General features: G+C 65.7%; 13 protein-coding genes. 4 read left to right on the top strand and 9 right to left on the bottom strand.

The genetic code is table 11. From position 1 onward, the window contains the following. Positions 1-571: 571 nt before the first annotated feature. Positions 572-1,192 carry a TetR/AcrR family transcriptional regulator gene (locus WFJ17_RS17835; protein ID WP_336649109.1) on the bottom strand — a complete coding sequence of 207 codons (621 nt, stop codon included), beginning with the start codon at positions 1,190-1,192 and terminating at the stop codon, positions 572-574. 34 nt (positions 1,193-1,226) lie between these two features. On the opposite strand from WFJ17_RS17835, the gene WFJ17_RS17830 reads away from it, so the two are divergent. The 3 genes from WFJ17_RS17830 (at position 1,227) to WFJ17_RS17820 (ending at position 4,854) form a co-directional block, all read left to right on the top strand. After that, on the top strand, positions 1,227-2,573 hold the full coding sequence (locus WFJ17_RS17830) for a glycosyltransferase (RefSeq protein ID WP_336649108.1): 1,347 nt from the start codon (positions 1,227-1,229) through the stop codon (positions 2,571-2,573). Between the two features lie 180 nt (positions 2,574-2,753). Further along, positions 2,754-4,175, top strand: coding sequence for an FAD-binding oxidoreductase (locus WFJ17_RS17825; RefSeq protein ID WP_336649107.1), 1,422 nt, complete (start codon positions 2,754-2,756; stop codon positions 4,173-4,175). A 109-nt stretch (positions 4,176-4,284) separates the two neighbouring features. Further along, positions 4,285-4,854 carry a hypothetical protein gene (locus tag WFJ17_RS17820; protein ID WP_336649106.1) on the top strand — a complete coding sequence of 190 codons (570 nt, stop codon included), beginning with the start codon at positions 4,285-4,287 and terminating at the stop codon, positions 4,852-4,854. Here the strand turns inward: WFJ17_RS17820 and WFJ17_RS17815 are convergent. From WFJ17_RS17815 to WFJ17_RS17805, 3 genes are all read right to left on the bottom strand, one after another. Then, the gene (locus WFJ17_RS17815; protein WP_336649105.1) at positions 4,838-5,251 is read right to left on the bottom strand and encodes a hypothetical protein; all 414 of its coding nucleotides are present in this window, start codon (positions 5,249-5,251) and stop codon (positions 4,838-4,840) included. The two genes, WFJ17_RS17820 and WFJ17_RS17815, sit on opposite strands and share 17 nt — an antisense overlap. 177 nt (positions 5,252-5,428) lie before the next feature. Then, positions 5,429-8,074 (bottom strand): hypothetical protein, encoded by a 2,646-nt coding sequence (locus WFJ17_RS17810; RefSeq protein WP_336649104.1) that lies wholly within the window; start codon positions 8,072-8,074, stop codon positions 5,429-5,431. Positions 8,075-8,495: 421 nt separating this feature from the next. Beyond that, positions 8,496-9,053 carry a hypothetical protein gene (locus WFJ17_RS17805; RefSeq protein WP_336649103.1) on the bottom strand — a complete coding sequence of 186 codons (558 nt, stop codon included), beginning with the start codon at positions 9,051-9,053 and terminating at the stop codon, positions 8,496-8,498. A 210-nt stretch (positions 9,054-9,263) separates the two neighbouring features. Between WFJ17_RS17805 and WFJ17_RS17800 the strand changes: the two genes are divergently transcribed. Next, entirely contained in the window at positions 9,264-9,467 is a 204-nt protein-coding gene (locus WFJ17_RS17800; protein WP_336649102.1) for a hypothetical protein, read from the top strand. A gap of 13 nt (positions 9,468-9,480) precedes the next feature. On the opposite strand, the gene WFJ17_RS17795 is transcribed toward WFJ17_RS17800, so the two are convergent. The 5 genes from WFJ17_RS17795 to WFJ17_RS17780 form a co-directional block, all read right to left on the bottom strand. Beyond that, the gene (locus tag WFJ17_RS17795) at positions 9,481-10,014 is read right to left on the bottom strand and encodes a DUF1643 domain-containing protein (protein WP_336649101.1); all 534 of its coding nucleotides are present in this window, start codon (positions 10,012-10,014) and stop codon (positions 9,481-9,483) included. 45 nt (positions 10,015-10,059) lie between these two features. Then, on the bottom strand, positions 10,060-10,365 hold the full coding sequence (locus tag WFJ17_RS18730) for a helix-turn-helix domain-containing protein (RefSeq protein ID WP_442927999.1): 306 nt from the start codon (positions 10,363-10,365) through the stop codon (positions 10,060-10,062). A gap of 251 nt (positions 10,366-10,616) precedes the next feature. Beyond that, positions 10,617-13,592 carry a type I restriction endonuclease subunit R gene (locus WFJ17_RS17790; RefSeq protein WP_336649100.1) on the bottom strand — a complete coding sequence of 992 codons (2,976 nt, stop codon included), beginning with the start codon at positions 13,590-13,592 and terminating at the stop codon, positions 10,617-10,619. Then, positions 13,589-14,782, bottom strand: coding sequence for a restriction endonuclease subunit S (locus WFJ17_RS17785; protein WP_336649099.1), 1,194 nt, complete (start codon positions 14,780-14,782; stop codon positions 13,589-13,591). Before WFJ17_RS17785 ends, WFJ17_RS17790 begins: the two co-directional genes overlap by 4 nt. Beyond that, positions 14,775-16,307, bottom strand: coding sequence for a type I restriction-modification system subunit M (locus WFJ17_RS17780; protein ID WP_336649098.1), 1,533 nt, complete (start codon positions 16,305-16,307; stop codon positions 14,775-14,777). The genes WFJ17_RS17785 and WFJ17_RS17780 overlap by 8 nt, the downstream gene beginning before the upstream one ends. Positions 16,308-16,560 lie beyond the last annotated feature (253 nt).

The following is a 16,560-nucleotide window of genomic DNA, read 5'->3' as shown; positions in this document are numbered from 1 at the left end:
GAGTCTTGACAGCGAGTATCGATGAGTTTCGAGAGCATCCCGGCGTGCGTCGTCGACCTGCCCCGCCTGTGCCGCGTTCCACCCGCCGGGTCCGGACAGGAATCCGACGCTCGCCTCGTCAGCCGCGTGCCTAGTTGTAACTCGACGACACCGTTCGAGGGCGCAACATTCGGCGCTGACAGTGCGCAGACACGCCGATACCACGCCACCGCACGGGCAAGGTTGCTGACAGGAAACCCCACGGTCACGCCCTACACATCGATGTGTCGTATTCTCGCCGAAGGGCGAGACGGGTAGAAACCACGCTGTCAGTCCGGCATAGCGTGACCTCGATCCCAAGACGACGCCACGCGTTAGAGGCCCGCGTCTCGGTGCTGGCCGCGCTGGGCTCCCTGGCCAGAATTTCTGATCGAAGAAACTCTGCCAATAAATCGACAACGCTCCGGCCTTCGGGCAAAGCCCGCGCACCTTCCGTCAAGTGGGTGCACAGCCAATCCCAACCCTCGCCCGGCGTCAGAAGAGTGAACGGTTGTACACCAACACACGTTCGGACATCGTTGAGCTTTGGCCTTCAGGTGAGAATCATCCGTTCGACCGCGTCGATGAGCCAGGCGAGGTAGGCCTCGGGGGACCATCCCGCCTCCCGCACGAGCTGCTCGTGACTCTCCGGCGAGATGAGGAACGAAAGCGCTCCGGCGAGCTCGTCGTCGGGGCGCGCGCTCCGGCACATCCCGCGGTCGCGGAGCAGCGCGACGGCCGCCTCCAGGTCGCGGCGGCGGTTGTGCTGCAGCGCCGCGACGCGCTTGCCAACCTCCGCGTCGACCAGCGCGGCCTCCAGCACGCGAGGCCAGAGCCGGGAGATGCGGCTGTTCGCATCGGCGAAGAACGCGAGCCAGCCGGAGAGGAACTCGTCGTCGGGCAGCGCGCGGATCCCGTCCAGTGACGGGCGCTGGTGCAGCGGGGTGTCGTCCTCGGTGCCGGTGAAGGCGTGCCCGAAGGCCGCGAGGAGCAGGGCGGCCTTCGGGCCGTTCTGCTTGACCGTCTCGAGGGAGACCCCGGCCGTACGGGCGATCTGCGCCAGCGACGCGCCGGTGTAGCCGGACGCGCTGAAGACCGTCACGGCGGCGTCCAGGATACGTCGTCGGGTCTCGGCGGCCTGCGCCTCGCGCAGCGGGGACACGTAAGGAGACATTGACTTTCCTTTGAGGGTAGTTAATACTTCAGGAGTGCTATCAACATCCTACCCGGCCGCTCCTTTGAGCCTGCTGGTCTGCTCCACGCCGGTGCACGGTCATGTGACCCCGCTGCTGGCCGTCGTGCGCACGCTCGTCGCCTCAGGGCACGAGGTGCGCTTCCTCACGGGCGCCCGCTACCGCGAGGCCGTCGAGGCCACGGGCGCGATCTGGAAGCCGCTCCCCGCCGACGCCGACTTCGACGACCGCGACATCGACGCGGCCTTCCCAGGCCGTGCCGGCCTGCGCGGGGTCGACAGCGCCAAATGGGATCTGCGCCACATCTTCCTCGATCCCGCGCCGAGCCAGCTCCGGGCCGTCGACTCCCTACTCGCCGAAGCGCCGGTCGACGCCGTGCTCACCGAGAGCATGTTCTTCGGAGCGCTCCTGCTGCTGTGCCGCCCGGCCGGGCAGCGTCCGCCGGTCGTGAACCTCGGCATCGTCCCGCTGGCCCTGCGCAGCCGCGACACCGCGCCGTTCGCGCTGGGGATCCCCCCGCTCCCGGGGGTCGTCGGACGGATCCGAAACGCACTGCTGAACTGGAGCACCGAGCGGCTCGTCTTCGGCGACCTCCAGCGGCAGGCGCAGCTGCTGGCCGCCGAGGTCGGGGACCGCGCCCTGACGACGCATGCCATGAACTACCCGGCCCTCGCCGACGCGATCGTGCAGTTCAGCGTGCCGGAGTTCGAGTATCCGCGCAGCGACCTCGCCGTGCCCGTCCACTTCGTCGGGCCCGTGTCGCTCGCGAGCGCGTCCACGACGCCGCTGCCGGAATGGTGGGACGACCTGGACGACAGGCGCCCCGTGGTGCACGTCACGCAGGGCACGGTCGCGGACGCCGACCTCGAGGACCTCGTGCTGCCGACGCTGCGCGCGCTCGCGGATCGTGACGTGCTGGTGGTCGCCTCGGTCGGCGCGCACCGGCTGCAGGCCGGATCGCTGCCCGCCAACGCCCGCGTCGCGCCCTACCTGCCCTACGACCGGCTGTTCCCGCGGCTGTCGGCGCTGGTCACCAACGGCGGCTACGGCGGAGCGCACTACGCGCTCGCCCACGGCGTGCCGATCCTCGCGACCGGGAACACCGAGGACAAGGCCGAGGTCGCCGCCCGCGTCGCCTGGAGCGGTGCCGGCCTGCGGCTGAAGCCGCGTTCCGGCCGCGTGGACGAGCGCAGCGTCGGCGCGGCCGTGGACCGGCTGCTGAGCGAGAGCTCCTTCCGGGGGAACGCCCGGCGGATCGGCGACGCGATCGCCTCCGCGCCGGGGTCGGCGGGCGTCGAGACGGTGCTGCGCGGGGTGATCCGCACGGCGCCGCCCGCGCGCAGCGGGTCCGCGACGCCCTGAGCCCGCCGCCGACGCCACACGGACCCGACCTCCGCCCCCGCAGGAGCCGGGCCGGATCGAGATCGCGGGGGCGACGATCAGCTCGACCGTCGGCGCGAGCCGAGCCGGCCGAGCCGGACGGATCCGGCCCGGACCGATCCTGATCACGATTCCGCGCAGCACCGATCACCGAAGGACGACATGAAAACCGACAGCGACCTCACCGACGCCACGACCGCGCACCCCGGGGTGCTGCCCGGCGAGCACCTGCACGCCCTGGGCGCCCGTCTGCACGGCGACCTGATCCTGCCCGACGACGCGGAATGGGACGCGGCGCGGCGGGCCTGGATCCTGTCCGCCGACCAGCGCCCTGCCGCGATCGTCGTGGCCGCCGACGAGCACGACGTCGCCGAGACCGTGCGCTCGGCGCGCAAGCTGGGGCTGCGCGTCGCCCCGCAGGGCACGGGGCATGCGGCGGGGGCGCTGCCGCCCCTGGGCGATGCGATCCTGCTGCGCACCACGCGGCTGGCCGATGTGACGGTGGATCCGCACGCGCGGACGGTCCGGGTCGGTGCCGGCGCGGTGTGGGGCGATGTCGTCGCCGCGGCGGGCGGGCACGGGCTCGCCGCGGTCTGCGGGATGTCCCCGACGGTCGGGGTGGCGGGGTTCACCCTGGGCGGCGGCCTCGGCTGGCTCGCACGCTCGCACGGCCTGGGCTCGCAGAGCCTGCGGGCGGTCGAGGGCGTCGACGCCCGCGGCGAACGGGTGCGCGCCGACGCCACCCGGAATCCCGACCTGCTCTGGGCGGCGCGGGGCGGCAGCCTGCCGCTGGTCGTGACGGCGCTCGAGCTGCAGCTGCACTCGATCGCCGAGCTCTGGGCCGGGGGCCTGCTGTGGCCGATCGAGCGCACCGCCGAGGTCGTGCACGCCTGGCGGGCGTGGAGCGACGGACTGCCCGACACGGTCACCACCCTGGTGCGCGTGCTGCGCTACCCGCCGATCCCCGAGATCCCCGAAGCCGTGCGAGGCCGGGCGTTCGTCGGCGTCGAGGCGGCCGTGGCAGCGGACGCGGAGAGCGTCGCCGCGCTGCTCGCGCCGCTCAGGGCGCTCGAGCCCGAGCTCGACTCGGTGCGGCCGATGGCGCCGGCCGAGCTCGGATCCGTGCACGGCGACCCCGTCGACCCGGTGCCCGCCTACGGCGACGGGCTGCTGCTCGCCGAGCTCTCCGCCGAGGCCGTGGAGGCCTTCGTGCGGGCGGCGCTCGCGCCGGAGAGCGGGCCGCTGCTGTCGATCGAGATCCGCCTGCTCGGCGGGGCGGTGACGCCCGGCCGTGACGCGTCGGTCGACGGGGTCGGCGCGGCGGTGGACGGACTCGACGGCGCCGCGCTGGTGCACGCGGTCGGCATCACGCCGGCGCCGGAGGCGCGCGAGGCCGTGCGCGCCGCGGCCGAGGCGCTGCGCGGCGCGCTGGCGCCGTACGCATCGGATCGCTCGGTGAAGACCTTCGCCGAGCGGCCGGCGGATCCCGCCGCGCTGTACGGGGACCGGGTCGGTCGGATCCGATCCCTCGCCGAGGCGTGGGATCCGGAACGGCTGATCCTCACGGGTCATCCCCTGGGCTGACCCGCCCGGATCCCCTCCGCTGCGCCCGTCCGTCCGAGGACGGGCGCACGCCGGCCGCCCGATCGGGGCGCGCCGGTCCTCGCCATGCCCTGACACCACGGGAGTGACCATGACCATCCGCCTCCGTCCATCGCCCTCGACGCCCCGCCGGGGCGTCCGCCGCCGCGTCGCCGCGGTCCTCGTCGCCGCCCTCGTGGCCGGATCCGCGGCGATCGCCGTGGTCCTGCCGGCCGCGGCCGCCGAGGAATCCGCCGAGGTCGCGCATCCGGCGGACCCCGGCGTCGCCTCCGTCGACTTCGCGCCGAACGGCGGGCTGCCGTACCTCGACAAATGGATCGTGGTCGCGCCCGAGGGCACCCAGCTCGACCCCGCGACCGGGCACTCCACCGCCTGGGTCGACGGCATCAACGATCGCGGCGAGATGTACGGCCAGTCCGGGCGCGACGAGAACCGCACGCCGATGCGGGCAACGCGATGGAACGCGGACGGCACGATCGCCGAGGTCTGGGGCATCGGCTCGACCGCGAAAGACCTCAACGAGGCCGGCACGATGGTCGGCACTGTCGCGGACGGCGATGCGCCGGCGCACGCCGCCGTCTGGAGGGACGGCGTGCAAATCCTGCTGCCCGACGACGGCGCCGAGGAGTCCGCCGCGGACGACATCAACGACAACTCTTGAACGACACCGAAATCGATTCCTGTTCCTCGGGCACCTGCCGAAGGTAGTACTCGATGGTGAACGGGGACAGCAAGGCGTAGTACGGCACACACTTCCCCTTCGCGTTCACCGCGACATAGAAGTAGAGCACACCACCATCAGCCTGGAAGGCCTGAAGATCCGTCCGTGAGATTCCGAAGGCAAGCTCCGCTTTGCGTTTCGTCGATCTAGTTCGACCTTTCACCTGCACGGACACCCGTCCATGCCAGTCGCTGTTCTTCCGACCGAGTCCGCGATAGACGTCGACATGGCCGTCTGTCAATGGCGTCTTGTCGTTCGTCGTGATGAACGGCTTAAGGTGCGGGCAACGCGCGATCATGCTCTGAACCTTGGCCACGGCCAGTTCTTCGACCTCCATGCCCCGATCCTTCCAGAAGCATGCGACATCGTGTCGGCGTGCCCGAAAGTGAGGTCTGGCCCTCCCTGCTGGACTCAACCGCGAGGCCGCGTTGCTAGAGCTCGGCTGTGCACTGGTGCCTCAAAGCTCGTGTCCCTCGGTTGGCGCTTGGGTCTGGACCTGAGCCACGCAGGCTCTCTAGCTCTGGGAGGGGTTTAGCATCGGCTTGACCCACCTTGTCTTGAAGGCACGGTCCAATCTGCGTGATTCGTTGAGTCGGAGAGCGAAGGGCATAAGTTCTTTGCGGATGTGGACGCCCCGTCGACCGAAGGTTGGCGCCGTGTGTCTCAGGACGAAGACTGCGCTCTCTTGGTCCCAGCGATCGCCGCGACACAAGTTCTCGAGGAGATCGATCACCGCCGGAGCGTTGAGAGCATACGACTTACCCAACGCGATGTGACCTGCGCGACGAAGTTCACCGCCAAGACCTGCCCGCCACTCATCTTCGTTGAACCACCCGCGCGCCGCCAAGAGGTCAAACGCGTGCTCTGCACCGAGTTGATGAATCAGATCGGGCACGAGGGCGTCCACGAGGTGGAGAACGAGCGGTGCGGCATCTGGTCGACCTGCATCTCCCGCACCGGATGCCTCTATCTCTTGTTGCGTGTAGTTGGCACCCTCCCGCATAAAGTTCTCAACTTCTGCCAGCAGACTTTCGGGAGAAGTCGCTGCCGCGGAGGCAGAGACCCATCGCGTCGCGAACTCGGCCCCGGCGCGAGCTTCTTGTATTCCGTCCGCCGTCATCAAGAGCTCCCGTCGCATCGGCGCGGTTGCGACGTCTGGACCCGAAAGATGTCGGATGAAGCGATGAAGCACGACTTGAAGCCCGTTCTCCCCGATCGTGCTGTAGTCAGGTCGGACTGCCTTGAGACCATCAGTGAACGACAGTTCTTCCTTTCCAGTCTCGATGAGGCGCAACAGAAGATAGGCTCCGTGCGGAGAAGAAGATCGAACCCGGCCAGGCGCGCTACTCAGCGTTACAAAAGCAGCCGCCCTCACGTTGAAATCAGTTAGGGCAGCGACCCAAACTCCCGTTTCCTGCGCCGGAGTTGCCGATAGAAACTTACGAACGAGGCGCGCAAGTTGCATCGGTACGCTTGCCTCACGGAGCAGCAGAACCGCAACTAGTGACTCGATAGTATCTGGATCGAATTTTGAGATTGACGAAATGAGTTCCGCTAGCTCGCGATTAGTCAGCAGACCTGCTTCCGAGGGGAGAAGGTGCCGCGCGAGACCTCGAGCCCAAAGCGGGGCACTCGCGATCGAAACGCTTTCGTCGGACGCAAAGTCGATGAGCCGAGATTCAGCAAGCACCTCAAGTGCTTCATCGACTGCGTCCTCAGACACACCTGTGATGCACTCGTGGACGTCGCGAACGTCTACTGGACCCCCGAGCGAGCCGAAGAACAGTTGCTCCAACACCAACTGAACTGCCCGACATGCGCGGCGCTCCTCTCTGGTTGAGGTGAGTGAGTTGACAACCTCGTTCCAGTACGCCTGATCAAAGCCCGCTAGCGCCCGAGGAGGCGTGGTGTCCGCGCGAGCCACGTCGATATAGAGCCAGGCGTTGAGAGGCACGCGAAGCAACGACATCATGGATTCAGTGGTGTCTGGATGCGCCCGCAGCTCCCGCTGGATGAGCTCCGCCCCGACGGACGCCGAGGCATCGAGGTCGATCCACGCCGAAACTGTTGCTGCGTGGCGTGGGAACGCAGCGATCCGACTCCACCGTGGCGTGCTTTCCGGCGATAGAACGCGGTCGAGATGCCAACTGTCGACAGTCAATACCCAGCGAAGCCGATCATCTTCGGTCAGATCGAGCATTAACTGCGTGAAGCGATCCAATTCAAAACGCGTTGGAAGGAATTCTGCGATGTCGTCGACAAGAATCACAGCGCGCGCGTTTACGCTCTTTAGGTCATTTCGAAATTCTAGCAAGGATACGTATGAACGACCTGTCGCTATTTGTGCCTCATTGAGAACCGCTGTGTCGAGAGTCTGTCCGTTGCCGGGCAAGGGGCGCAGCAACACCTGTCGACCGGGTTGAGAGGCGACTTCTGCCGCGATCTCGGCCAGCGCACGGCTCTTTCCAACTCCCCACCGACCAGTAAGCATTACGGCAGTTCTATATTGAGGCTCGTTTGCCTCCCACCGAAGGCGACCTAGCGCTTCCCTCGCAGGGCGTGGAAGGTCGTCAAATTCAGGCGACTGGTGAAAGAGGAAGGCAGCCTGACGTAGTTCGCTGTGGACAGCATCATATCTGCCGCGCAAGTTGATTCCATTGATCTGGCTGGCAAGCCGTGACCGACGGTCGGCCTTGGCAATTGCACCAGCAAGCTCGACGCGTTCCCGACTTAGGTAGGTGCGCCAGGCTTCCGAGGGCGTCACTTCGGCACCTAACCGGGTTCCGCTGGTGCTGTAGAGCTTGCGCGACTCGTGCATGCTGGCGAGGGAAACGAGACGCGCAATCGTGTGCTGGCCAAGATCCCGCTCGAGTTGCTGGGAACGAACACGTGCGGCAGTCTCGGCATTGTGAGCGACGTCACGCCTAAGCTGCTCCTCGAGCATTACCGATTCAGCGGTAGCCCACATGACCGCGCGATCAACTTGCTCCTCGAAACTGGGGACAGCCGCTAGGGTGATGAGCGCGACCTGGAGCACATGTGTCGCAACCATTGCTTCGGCGTCTCCGCTGAGCCCCAGTGCCTCAACCATCGCCTGCGCAACCAACTCTGGTTTGCCCCTGTATTTCCGAGCTATGTCAGCGTACTTCTCCGGCGACATTGCGCCTACCGCACGCTCTGCGACCCCGATGCCCTCGAGGAATTCATCGGCGGTAACATGCTCAGACTGTTGCCAAGCTCTTAGCTGACCCGAAGCCCGTCGAATCGCCCGACGAACAGCCGCATCCTTGCGTCGCCGCATCTGACCGACAACGTCCAACCCACTCTTCGTCGCCGCGGTCCAATTTAGAGTCACTAGGTCAACTACGAGTTTGCCTAGAGCGACTCCCCAAGATCTGTTCATGCGATCTACCCCCCAAGAAGACGTCCCGCTCCTGCTAGCCAGCGCAGTATTTCAGGGAATCGACGCCCGCGCATAGATCCGTCAGCCGAGCGCCGCCAGCGACAACGATTACCTCGAGCATAAAGGCAGTCCAGGAGGGTCTGCCATGTTTGGTATTTGGGCAGTACCACCGCGAGCCTCAAGCGGTCCCTTCCACGGCATGGACAGACACCGCAGTCGCGTTGCCGTGCCCTCCGGAGCCTTGCCGGCCCGGGGCGATGTAATCCTGCTCCACACAACACACCATGCGCATGTGACGGCGAATCCGCACGCGCGGACGGTCCGTGGCAGCACCTGTGCGGTGAGGCGATGTCGTCGCGTCGACGGGCGTGCGCAAGCTCGCGTACCTTGAGACCCGGACTCGCTTCCCTCGGAGAAAGGTCTCCATGGCGTCGTACACGGCGGAGCGGGTGAGCGGCTTCGGCCCCTCCGAGGTCGCCGACGGGTGGGCGATGACGTCCACGGAACGGGCAGCCCCAATCACGTCGTTGAGCTCCTTCACGGCGTTGCGGAGCTTCGAGTGTTTGTCGTTGAACTCCTTCGCACCCTGACGCGCGAGCTCGTGCACGACGACGTCCGGGACGATGATCCGGATGATGCCGAGCCTCGAGAGGGCGAGGAGGCTGCCGAAATCGGCGCCGGACAGGGTCTTCAGGCCATGCAGCGGGTTGGCATCGAAGATCACGACGGGCTTCATGGATCCACCGTATCGGCGACGTCGAATCACACCGGGACGTCGCGCTGACGTCCCGTGCGCGGCGCATGACCGCATTGCCAGCGGGTATCGCGTCTCGTGGGCGGGTCGACCTGGTCCGACCATAGCTCGAATCGATCTCGAGGTCCAGGCTTCCTGGGCACGCCGTTGAGGCCCACCTCGAGTGCCCCTCACCAGGCATAGGCTCAGCAGATGGATCTCGAGGAGATCGGCGATGTCGACGGCGTCCCCGTCTGCGGGTCGACCGACGATGACTACCGCGTCTGCTCGGTCTGCGGCGGGGACTGTGAACCCGACACGGCGCTCAGTGCCGACGGGACTGGGGTTCGGATCGCGTTCGTCTGCCCCAAGCACGGTGTGCAGAGCATCCTCGACCCGTTCGCCGCCCTGCGGTGACGTCCAAAGCCCGTCAGGCCAGGTAACGCTTGGGACCGATCATCGGGAGCGGCCCGGTGCGCGGCGTCGGATGCCGCGGCTCTCCCCCGGCGGTCGGCGGGTCGAAGCTGAACAGCTTCACGCCGAGCGACGAGAGCTGTCCGAGCACGCCACGCTTGGCGCGGCGGATGGTCGCGTGGGCGAGGCCGCCCCAGGCGCCCAGCACCTCCGTCACGCCGTGGGCCGCGAGGACCTCGGCGATCGCCGTGCAGTTCGCCGCCGACAGGCCAACGTCGTACGGCCGCAGATCCTTCGGCTTGGTCGCCCGCTCGGGGTAGAGATTCAGCATGATCCAGCCCGAATAGCCGAGCTCGAGGCTCGCGCGGATGACACGATTCACGGTCTTGTCGGCGACTAGATCATCGGCATACGACGGATTCATGCCGATGGTGACGAGCGGAGCCGCACCAGCCGGCAGACTTGCAGCGCGCCCGAGCGCGAACCGGTGAGTGCGCTCGCTCGGATCGGGCGTCCAGAACGTCGGCTCGTGTCCGGCGAGATACTCCATACTGCTCCTTGCCCTGTCGTGGCCCGTCCGCGGATCAGTTTGCCGTCATGCGAAAGGCCCTCGGCGTCGACTTGGTGACCTCATCTGCACGAGAAGTCCAGCGGGATTACCCGTTGAACATCTCCGGGGTAATCTCTTCAGCAGCGTGCCGGGGTCGACGTCGAGCGCGCACGCGATCCGGACCAGCGATCGCACGTTCATCATTGCGCGGCCGCTCTCGTAGGAGCGAATATTCGACGAATCGATCTTCGTGGCCACCGCGAGCTGGTCCACAGTCATCGACGCCGTCTTGCGGAGCATCGCAATCCGGCTCCCAATCTGCGCGGCGGCGGGCGAAGCGTTGCGAGGCATCTCACCAATATCGCTGGTGCAAGCGTCGACCGGCGTCCAAGATCGACACGGACGAATCAGGTCGGAACCCGATCGGCGAAGGTCTTCACACACCAGGTGCATTCCGACTTGGGCTCTGGCGTCCTGACCACGACTTCGAAAACATCAACGCGGTCAGTGCCACGGGCGCTGGGGATCGACATCGATGTGTGCCTCAGCCCTCAGTCGCGCGGGCCGATCAAGCACCCTGCGGATTGGCGATCCCGCGGGGTTCAGTAGTGCTTGAGGATGTACGTCCAGGCAGACTCCATCGGCTCCCCCGTGCGAGGCAGCGAGTATTTCTTGAACAGTGCGTTCAGCTCACGCTTGACTGCTTTCATCGACGAGTCCTTGGTCGTCCATTGAGGGTGCACTGCTTGGCTGACCAGCTTGTCGACCTCTGCGGCGATCTGGCTCACCATCACGGTCATGCCCGTCGGCTTGTGCTCCTCGAAGATGCGGGTAAGCATGCCCACGTTGGGGTCGGGTAGGTCCGCGAGGACGCCGGACTCTTCGGCCTCCTCAAGAGTCTTGAGGTCCGTGCCCACCTCAAACAGCTTCGTCAGCCACGCGATCGAGTCATCCGCGCTTGCGATCATCTGTTCGCGCAACTGGTCCAGCCGATCAGCGATCGACTTGTAGACGGCGGCATTCGTTCCGCCGCCTTCGAGCTTCTTGCGGATCCGCGCGGTGAGGCCGTCGACGATCTCCTGAGCAGATTTGCCCTCGTATTCCTTCGGCACAGGCGGTAGCTGACCGGCCGCGGTCATCTTCTGGATGGTTTCGGCGTCGGCGATCACCACGGCAATGTTGCGGTCATCCACCCGGACGTTGCGCATGTGCGCGTGCACGAGTTCGCGGGTCTTGGGCCCGATTCGCTCCCAAAGGATGTCGTCATCGTCGCCGTCGTTGGGGATCGCGGCGTACACCTGTGCGTACCAGCGGTAGTCACTCTCCCAGTCCGAGAGCTGCGCGTCCGGTGCGATGGTCTCCCACAGTCCCTGGGCGTACAGAAACTCGGCACGGTACTCGGCGCGATCTTCACTGTCTTGCGGAAGCCGCTCCAGTGCTTGTTGCAGCGAGTCCATCGAGCCGTCCCGGTTGATGCCGACGAAACGGCGGCGCATCTCTTTCAGCGCGGCTTCGAGGCTCTCTAACAGGGTTGCCGTCTCCAGTTCCCGCTGCACATGATCCGGGTCGCTGGGCGCGATGGCTCGGGCGAAGGCGCCGCCGAGCCCCACATAGTCGACAATCGTGCCGAACTGCTTGGTGAACCCGGTCTCAGGATTCCGCCACGGCCTGTTCGTCCGGGTGATCGTCTGGAACAGGGTGTGCAGCTTCAGCGGCTTGTCGAGGTAGAGGACCCCCTCGATAGGGGCGTTGAATCCGGTGCCAAGCTTCGCGGTGACGACGAGAAACTTGAGTTCGTCATTGACATCGCGGAAGCGGTCCAGCACGGCTTCCTCTTCGGCTTCGCTGAGCTTGAACGCGTCGAACTCGGTCTTGCCGGTAGCGGAGATCACCACTGCTACCTGGTCGTCGCGGCCGGTCGCGATGAGCGCTTCGCGCAGCGCCTGGTCGTAGAGAACGCAGAGCTCCTGGTCGGCGACGACCACCTGTGCCTTCATCCCGTGCGGGTCGATCGCCTTGTAGAAGTGGTCGACGATGTCCGCGGCGACCTTTCGGATCCGCTCGGGGTTGTGGAAGACCGCACGGGCGTTGGCGACCCGGCGCGCGAATGTTTCCTTCTGGGTCTCGCTGAGCTCTTCCTCGTCGGCAAGCGCATCGAAGGCCGCGTCGAGCTCATCCTTTGCGACGTCGAACTTCACCGGCCGCGGGACAACCCGCATCGGTACGGTTGTGCCGTCGGCGATCGAACGGTCCGAGTCGTATGTGTCCAGTGTCCAGCCGGGATCGCGTTCGTCACCGAACAGCTGGTAGGTGTTGCGGTCCAGGTCTGCGATCGGGGTGCCGGTGAACCCGAAAAGGTGCGCGTTCGGCAGCGCCTTACGCATCTCGGTCCCGAGAGCGCCTTCCTGGGTGCGGTGCGCTTCATCCACCAGCAGCACGATGTTCTCCCGCTCGGAGAGGACCCCGGCGCCGGCGAACTTGTGCACCGTGGTGGCGATGATGCCCCGCTCTTCGCGCTTCAGTGCTTGCTGCAGTGCCGCCGTGCTCCCGGCCTTCACCGGGGCGGGGACGCCAGCGGAAGCGAACTGGGCGAAGGTCTGCCCGACCAGCTGCGTGCGGTCGGCGACCGCGACGACGGTCGGGTTGTGCATCCGCGGGTCGAAGTAGAGCCTCGTCGCCACCCACGACATCGTGAGCGTCTTCCCAGAACCCTGCGTGTGATAGATCAAGCCCCGCGATCCTGCCTCGCCCGTCGCACGCTCGACGATCTTCTCCACCGACTCGTACTGGAAGTAGCGCGGCAGCAACTTGATCGTCCGAGCCGCACCGTCGCCGACTTGCCGGTCGTACATCGCATAGTGCTCGATGAGGTTCAGCACCACCCGCGGGGTGAGCAACCCATCGACGCTCATGATGACCCGGTCCCAGCCCTCGATGGTCGCCGGCGCCGAGCTGGAGCCCCAACGCCGCCAGTGATCCAGCGGAGTACAGACGCCGGCGTAGCGGAAGTCTTTGCCCTCGGTCGCGAACGACATCAGGTTGCTCGCGAAGAACGCCGGCTGATGCTCCTCGTAGCTCGAGTAGATGTCCTTGGCGCCGTTCTTCCACGAGATCGACAACGACACCGGCGTCTTCGTCTCGCCGACCACCACAGGGATGCCGTTGACCCACAACACCACGTCGAACCGGGCCCCTTGGTAAGACACCTCGTCCGACACCAACAGCATGTTCCGCTCGGGGCGCTCGAAGTCGATCGGGCTGTACGGCTCGTCGTGGTTCGTGTCCGGCATGAGCACGGTGCCGCCGCCGCGCAGCAACTGAGTGAACTGCTCGTTGGCGACCATGAGCCCCTCGGACGCCGCAGACAGCCCGACCGACCGGACCTGAGCGAGCACTGCATCCGAGCGGCCGACGAGGGTCGGGTTCAGCCGCTCGACGGCGTCGCGCAAATCCGACTCGATGAAGACCTGCTGCGTGGTTCGGGGTAGGTCTTTGCCCTCGACGTGGGTCCAGCCGGCATCGACGAGCATCTCGATGAGCGCCGCCTGCACGGTGTTCTTCTCGTTGTAGCCGGTCATGCTGCGGTGCCCCGTTCGGTATCGAGGTTCAGGAGCTCGTCGTAGCTCGCGGGGATCTCGTGCTCACCGGAGAGCAGAACCGTGAGCAGGTTCGAACGAAGGATCTTGAGGGAGTCGGCGGTGGCTCGGGCCGCCTCTGCCGCGGCCCAATGCGCCTGGAACACCTCAGCACGTTCGACACGAGCTTCCGGCTTCTCGGGCCACGGCACACTCATCTCGCGCAACTTACTGGCCGCGATGTTCCCCAGCCCCGTTGAGCCCGATGATGCAGCTGTGATCCTCGACTGCATCGACGGTCGACTCAGCATCCAAAACAGGAATGCCGAGTCCGCCTGCTCCACCGGTTCGATGATTAGTTGGAACGCAGAGACTGCGGCACCGGCGTACTCTTCCGGGACCCTGTAGACGTTCCCGATCCGCTCGTGGTTTCCGTTCGTTCGGATCGCAACGATGGAAGTAGGCGTAAGCCTCCCCGTCTTCTCGGTCAGGCCCGCAACATAGGTCGGCTCACCCGCTACAGAGCCGTCGGGCTTGGTGTTCGCGATGGTCAGCACGGTGGACACGTCGCCATCCATGGAAGATCGCACGTCTGCTTTCGCCCACGAAGCACCTGAGCTGATCGACGCGATGGTACCAACCCGTGCAAAAGCGGCCGTCTCAAATTGATCCAGGACAGAGTTCAGCAAGGTTGTGGAGATCATCGCCTCGCTTTCCGCGGTCCGGATCGCGTCATCGACGGCCGCTATCAGATCCACGATCCGCCGCTGCTCGTTGACTGGCGGAAGAGCAACCGGCACGTGCGAAAGGTTCGAGATCGACAGCGAGACGTTCGCGGTTCCTTTCATCCGCGTGACGATGAGGTCGTCCTTGAGATGCTGCAGGTAGTGGAACAGGTACGGGGTATTCACGCCGCTCGAGGGGTGAGGCAGACATGCGGCGATGATGTTCGCAACAGCGAACTGCCCCGAGGCGTAGTGCACACGCTTAAGCGATGCATGCCCGTGCCCCGTCGAGGACACGAGAGGGACACACACTGCCTCGCCATCGAACTGAAACTCGTCAGATGAGCTCGGGGTCGGACCGGTGACGATCAGCGGATACTGACCGGGAGGGGTCTTCAGCGTCGGGGAGGATCCCTTCGTGATCTTGCAAACTTCGCCCAGCGTGACCTCACGCCACCCCTCACGCATCGAAACCTGCCACCTTTAACCGAACGTCAAGCGCTGCCCTCGCGAGATCCATAGCCTCCTGTGCCTCCCGCAGCGCCACCAGCGCCGCGTCGACGTCAGCCTCCGCCTTCGTTTCGGTCTGGATGTAGCGCCCGATGTTCAGGTCGTAGTCGAACTCGCGGATCTTGTCGCGGTGCACGAGCTGGAGCGAGAGCCCGCCCTCACCGTCCATTTCCTCGCCGCGCTTGTAGGCCGCGTCGATCGCTTCGACGTCGTCCTCGCCGAGCGTGTTCTGGCTCTTGCCCACTTTGAACCGCGCGCGAGCATCGATGAACAACACCTGGTGCCGACGCCCGACGGGCTTCTCGTCGCGGAAAATCAGCAGGCAGACGGGGATCGTGGTCGAATAGAAGAGGTTGTTCGGCAGGCCGATGACCGCCTCGAGCTTGTCCTGCTCGATCACCCACTGCCGCATCTCGGCCTCGCGGCCGCCACGGAACAGGACACCATGAGGCATGACGACGCCTACACGTCCCGTCCCCAGCTGCATGACCGAGACCATGTGCTGGATCCACGCCCAGTCGCCGTTCTTCGTGGGCGGCACAACGCCGCCGAGAGCGCGCTTGTGCGGATCCTTCGCCCAACCGTCCGCGCCCCAGTTCTGCAGGCTGAACGGAGGGTTCGCGATGACTACATCGAACTTCCGGAGACGCCCGACCTCGTCGAGAAGCTTCGGCTCGCGGAACGTGTCGCCGCGCTTGATCTCGAAGTCGTCCACGCCGTGCAAGTGGAGGTTCATCCGGGCCATGCCTGCGGTGGTGAGGTTATACTCCTGCCCGTAAAGGAACAGCGAGCGCGGGTTCCCGCCGGAGTGCTTGACGGCCTCGACGGTCTCCACGAGCATGCCAGCAGAGCCACAGGCGGGGTCGCACACGCTCTCGCCGGCTTGCGGGTCGAGAATCTTCACCAGAAGGTGTACCACATGCCGCGGTGTGAAGAACTCGCCGGCTTTCTTCCCGGACGCTTCAGCGAACTCCCGGAGCAGGTACTCGTACGCCGATCCGAGCATGTCGCCGGAGACATGGTCCGGATCCAGTGTCAGCTCGGGGTCGTTGAACACGGTCAACAGGGCCCGAAGTGCGCTCAGCGGGATTCGCTCGGTGTTCGACCAGTTCACGTCGCCGAAGACGCCGGCGAGCTTGCCGGGGTTCGCCTCCTGGATCGCGACGAGCGCCTTGTTCAGGGCCTTGCCGGTGTTCTTGGTTGTCTCGTACGTGTCGTCCCAATGCGCGCCGTCGGGGATCAGGAAGGTCTGATAGTCCTCGTCTTCCTGGGCCTGTGACCACTCGTCGCCGAGGTCATCGAGTGCCTGGACATGGTTGTAGTCGTAGACGTCGCAGATCCACTTGTAGAACAGCACCGGGAACACGTACGCCTTGAAATCGCCCGGGTCCACCGGCCCGCGCAGTGCGTTCGCGGCCGACCACAGCGCCTGCTCCAGCTCCCGCTGTGTGAGATGGTCAGGGTTAGCTGGCGCGAGCGTCATCGGGTCTCCTTCTCGGGCACGGAAAAGCGCAGAGTGCCCTTGCCCACCATCTCTACCGTATCGCCAGGTGAGGGCATCCCAGGTGACGCGGTCCCGCCGTACGCTCGACCTATTGGGCACCGGAGGGATCTTTCCGACACTCACGCCGCCCCGACTCGTTGACCCCGCAGCGGCATAAGTCAACGCGAATGTCGGTGCGCACTCGTATCGTTCGATGCAAACGAAAGGATGCGCCCAATGCGAATCGATCGAG

The organism is Microbacterium sp. MMO-10 (assembly GCF_037148715.1).
Taxonomy (GTDB): domain Bacteria; phylum Actinomycetota; class Actinomycetes; order Actinomycetales; family Microbacteriaceae; genus Microbacterium.
Note: the sequence above shows the minus strand (reverse complement) of the source record. Positions and strands in the feature narration are given on the sequence as shown.

Coding starts and splice junctions, on each gene's coding strand:
- WFJ17_RS17835 (WP_336649109.1), bottom strand. CDS start 1,192: ATGTCTCCTTACGTGTCCCCGCTGCGCGAGGCGCAGGCCGCCGAGACC.
- WFJ17_RS17825 (WP_336649107.1), top strand. CDS start 2,754: ATGAAAACCGACAGCGACCTCACCGACGCCACGACCGCGCACCCCGGG.
- WFJ17_RS17820 (WP_336649106.1), top strand. CDS start 4,285: ATGACCATCCGCCTCCGTCCATCGCCCTCGACGCCCCGCCGGGGCGTC.
- WFJ17_RS17815 (WP_336649105.1), bottom strand. CDS start 5,251: ATGGAGGTCGAAGAACTGGCCGTGGCCAAGGTTCAGAGCATGATCGCG.
- WFJ17_RS17810 (WP_336649104.1), bottom strand. CDS start 8,074: ATGTCGCCGGAGAAGTACGCTGACATAGCTCGGAAATACAGGGGCAAA.
- WFJ17_RS17805 (WP_336649103.1), bottom strand. CDS start 9,053: ATGAAGCCCGTCGTGATCTTCGATGCCAACCCGCTGCATGGCCTGAAG.
- WFJ17_RS17800 (WP_336649102.1), top strand. CDS start 9,264: ATGGATCTCGAGGAGATCGGCGATGTCGACGGCGTCCCCGTCTGCGGG.
- WFJ17_RS17795 (WP_336649101.1), bottom strand. CDS start 10,014: ATGGAGTATCTCGCCGGACACGAGCCGACGTTCTGGACGCCCGATCCG.
- WFJ17_RS18730 (WP_442927999.1), bottom strand. CDS start 10,365: ATGCCTCGCAACGCTTCGCCCGCCGCCGCGCAGATTGGGAGCCGGATT.
- WFJ17_RS17790 (WP_336649100.1), bottom strand. CDS start 13,592: ATGACCGGCTACAACGAGAAGAACACCGTGCAGGCGGCGCTCATCGAG.
- WFJ17_RS17785 (WP_336649099.1), bottom strand. CDS start 14,782: ATGCGTGAGGGGTGGCGTGAGGTCACGCTGGGCGAAGTTTGCAAGATC.
- WFJ17_RS17780 (WP_336649098.1), bottom strand. CDS start 16,307: ATGACGCTCGCGCCAGCTAACCCTGACCATCTCACACAGCGGGAGCTG.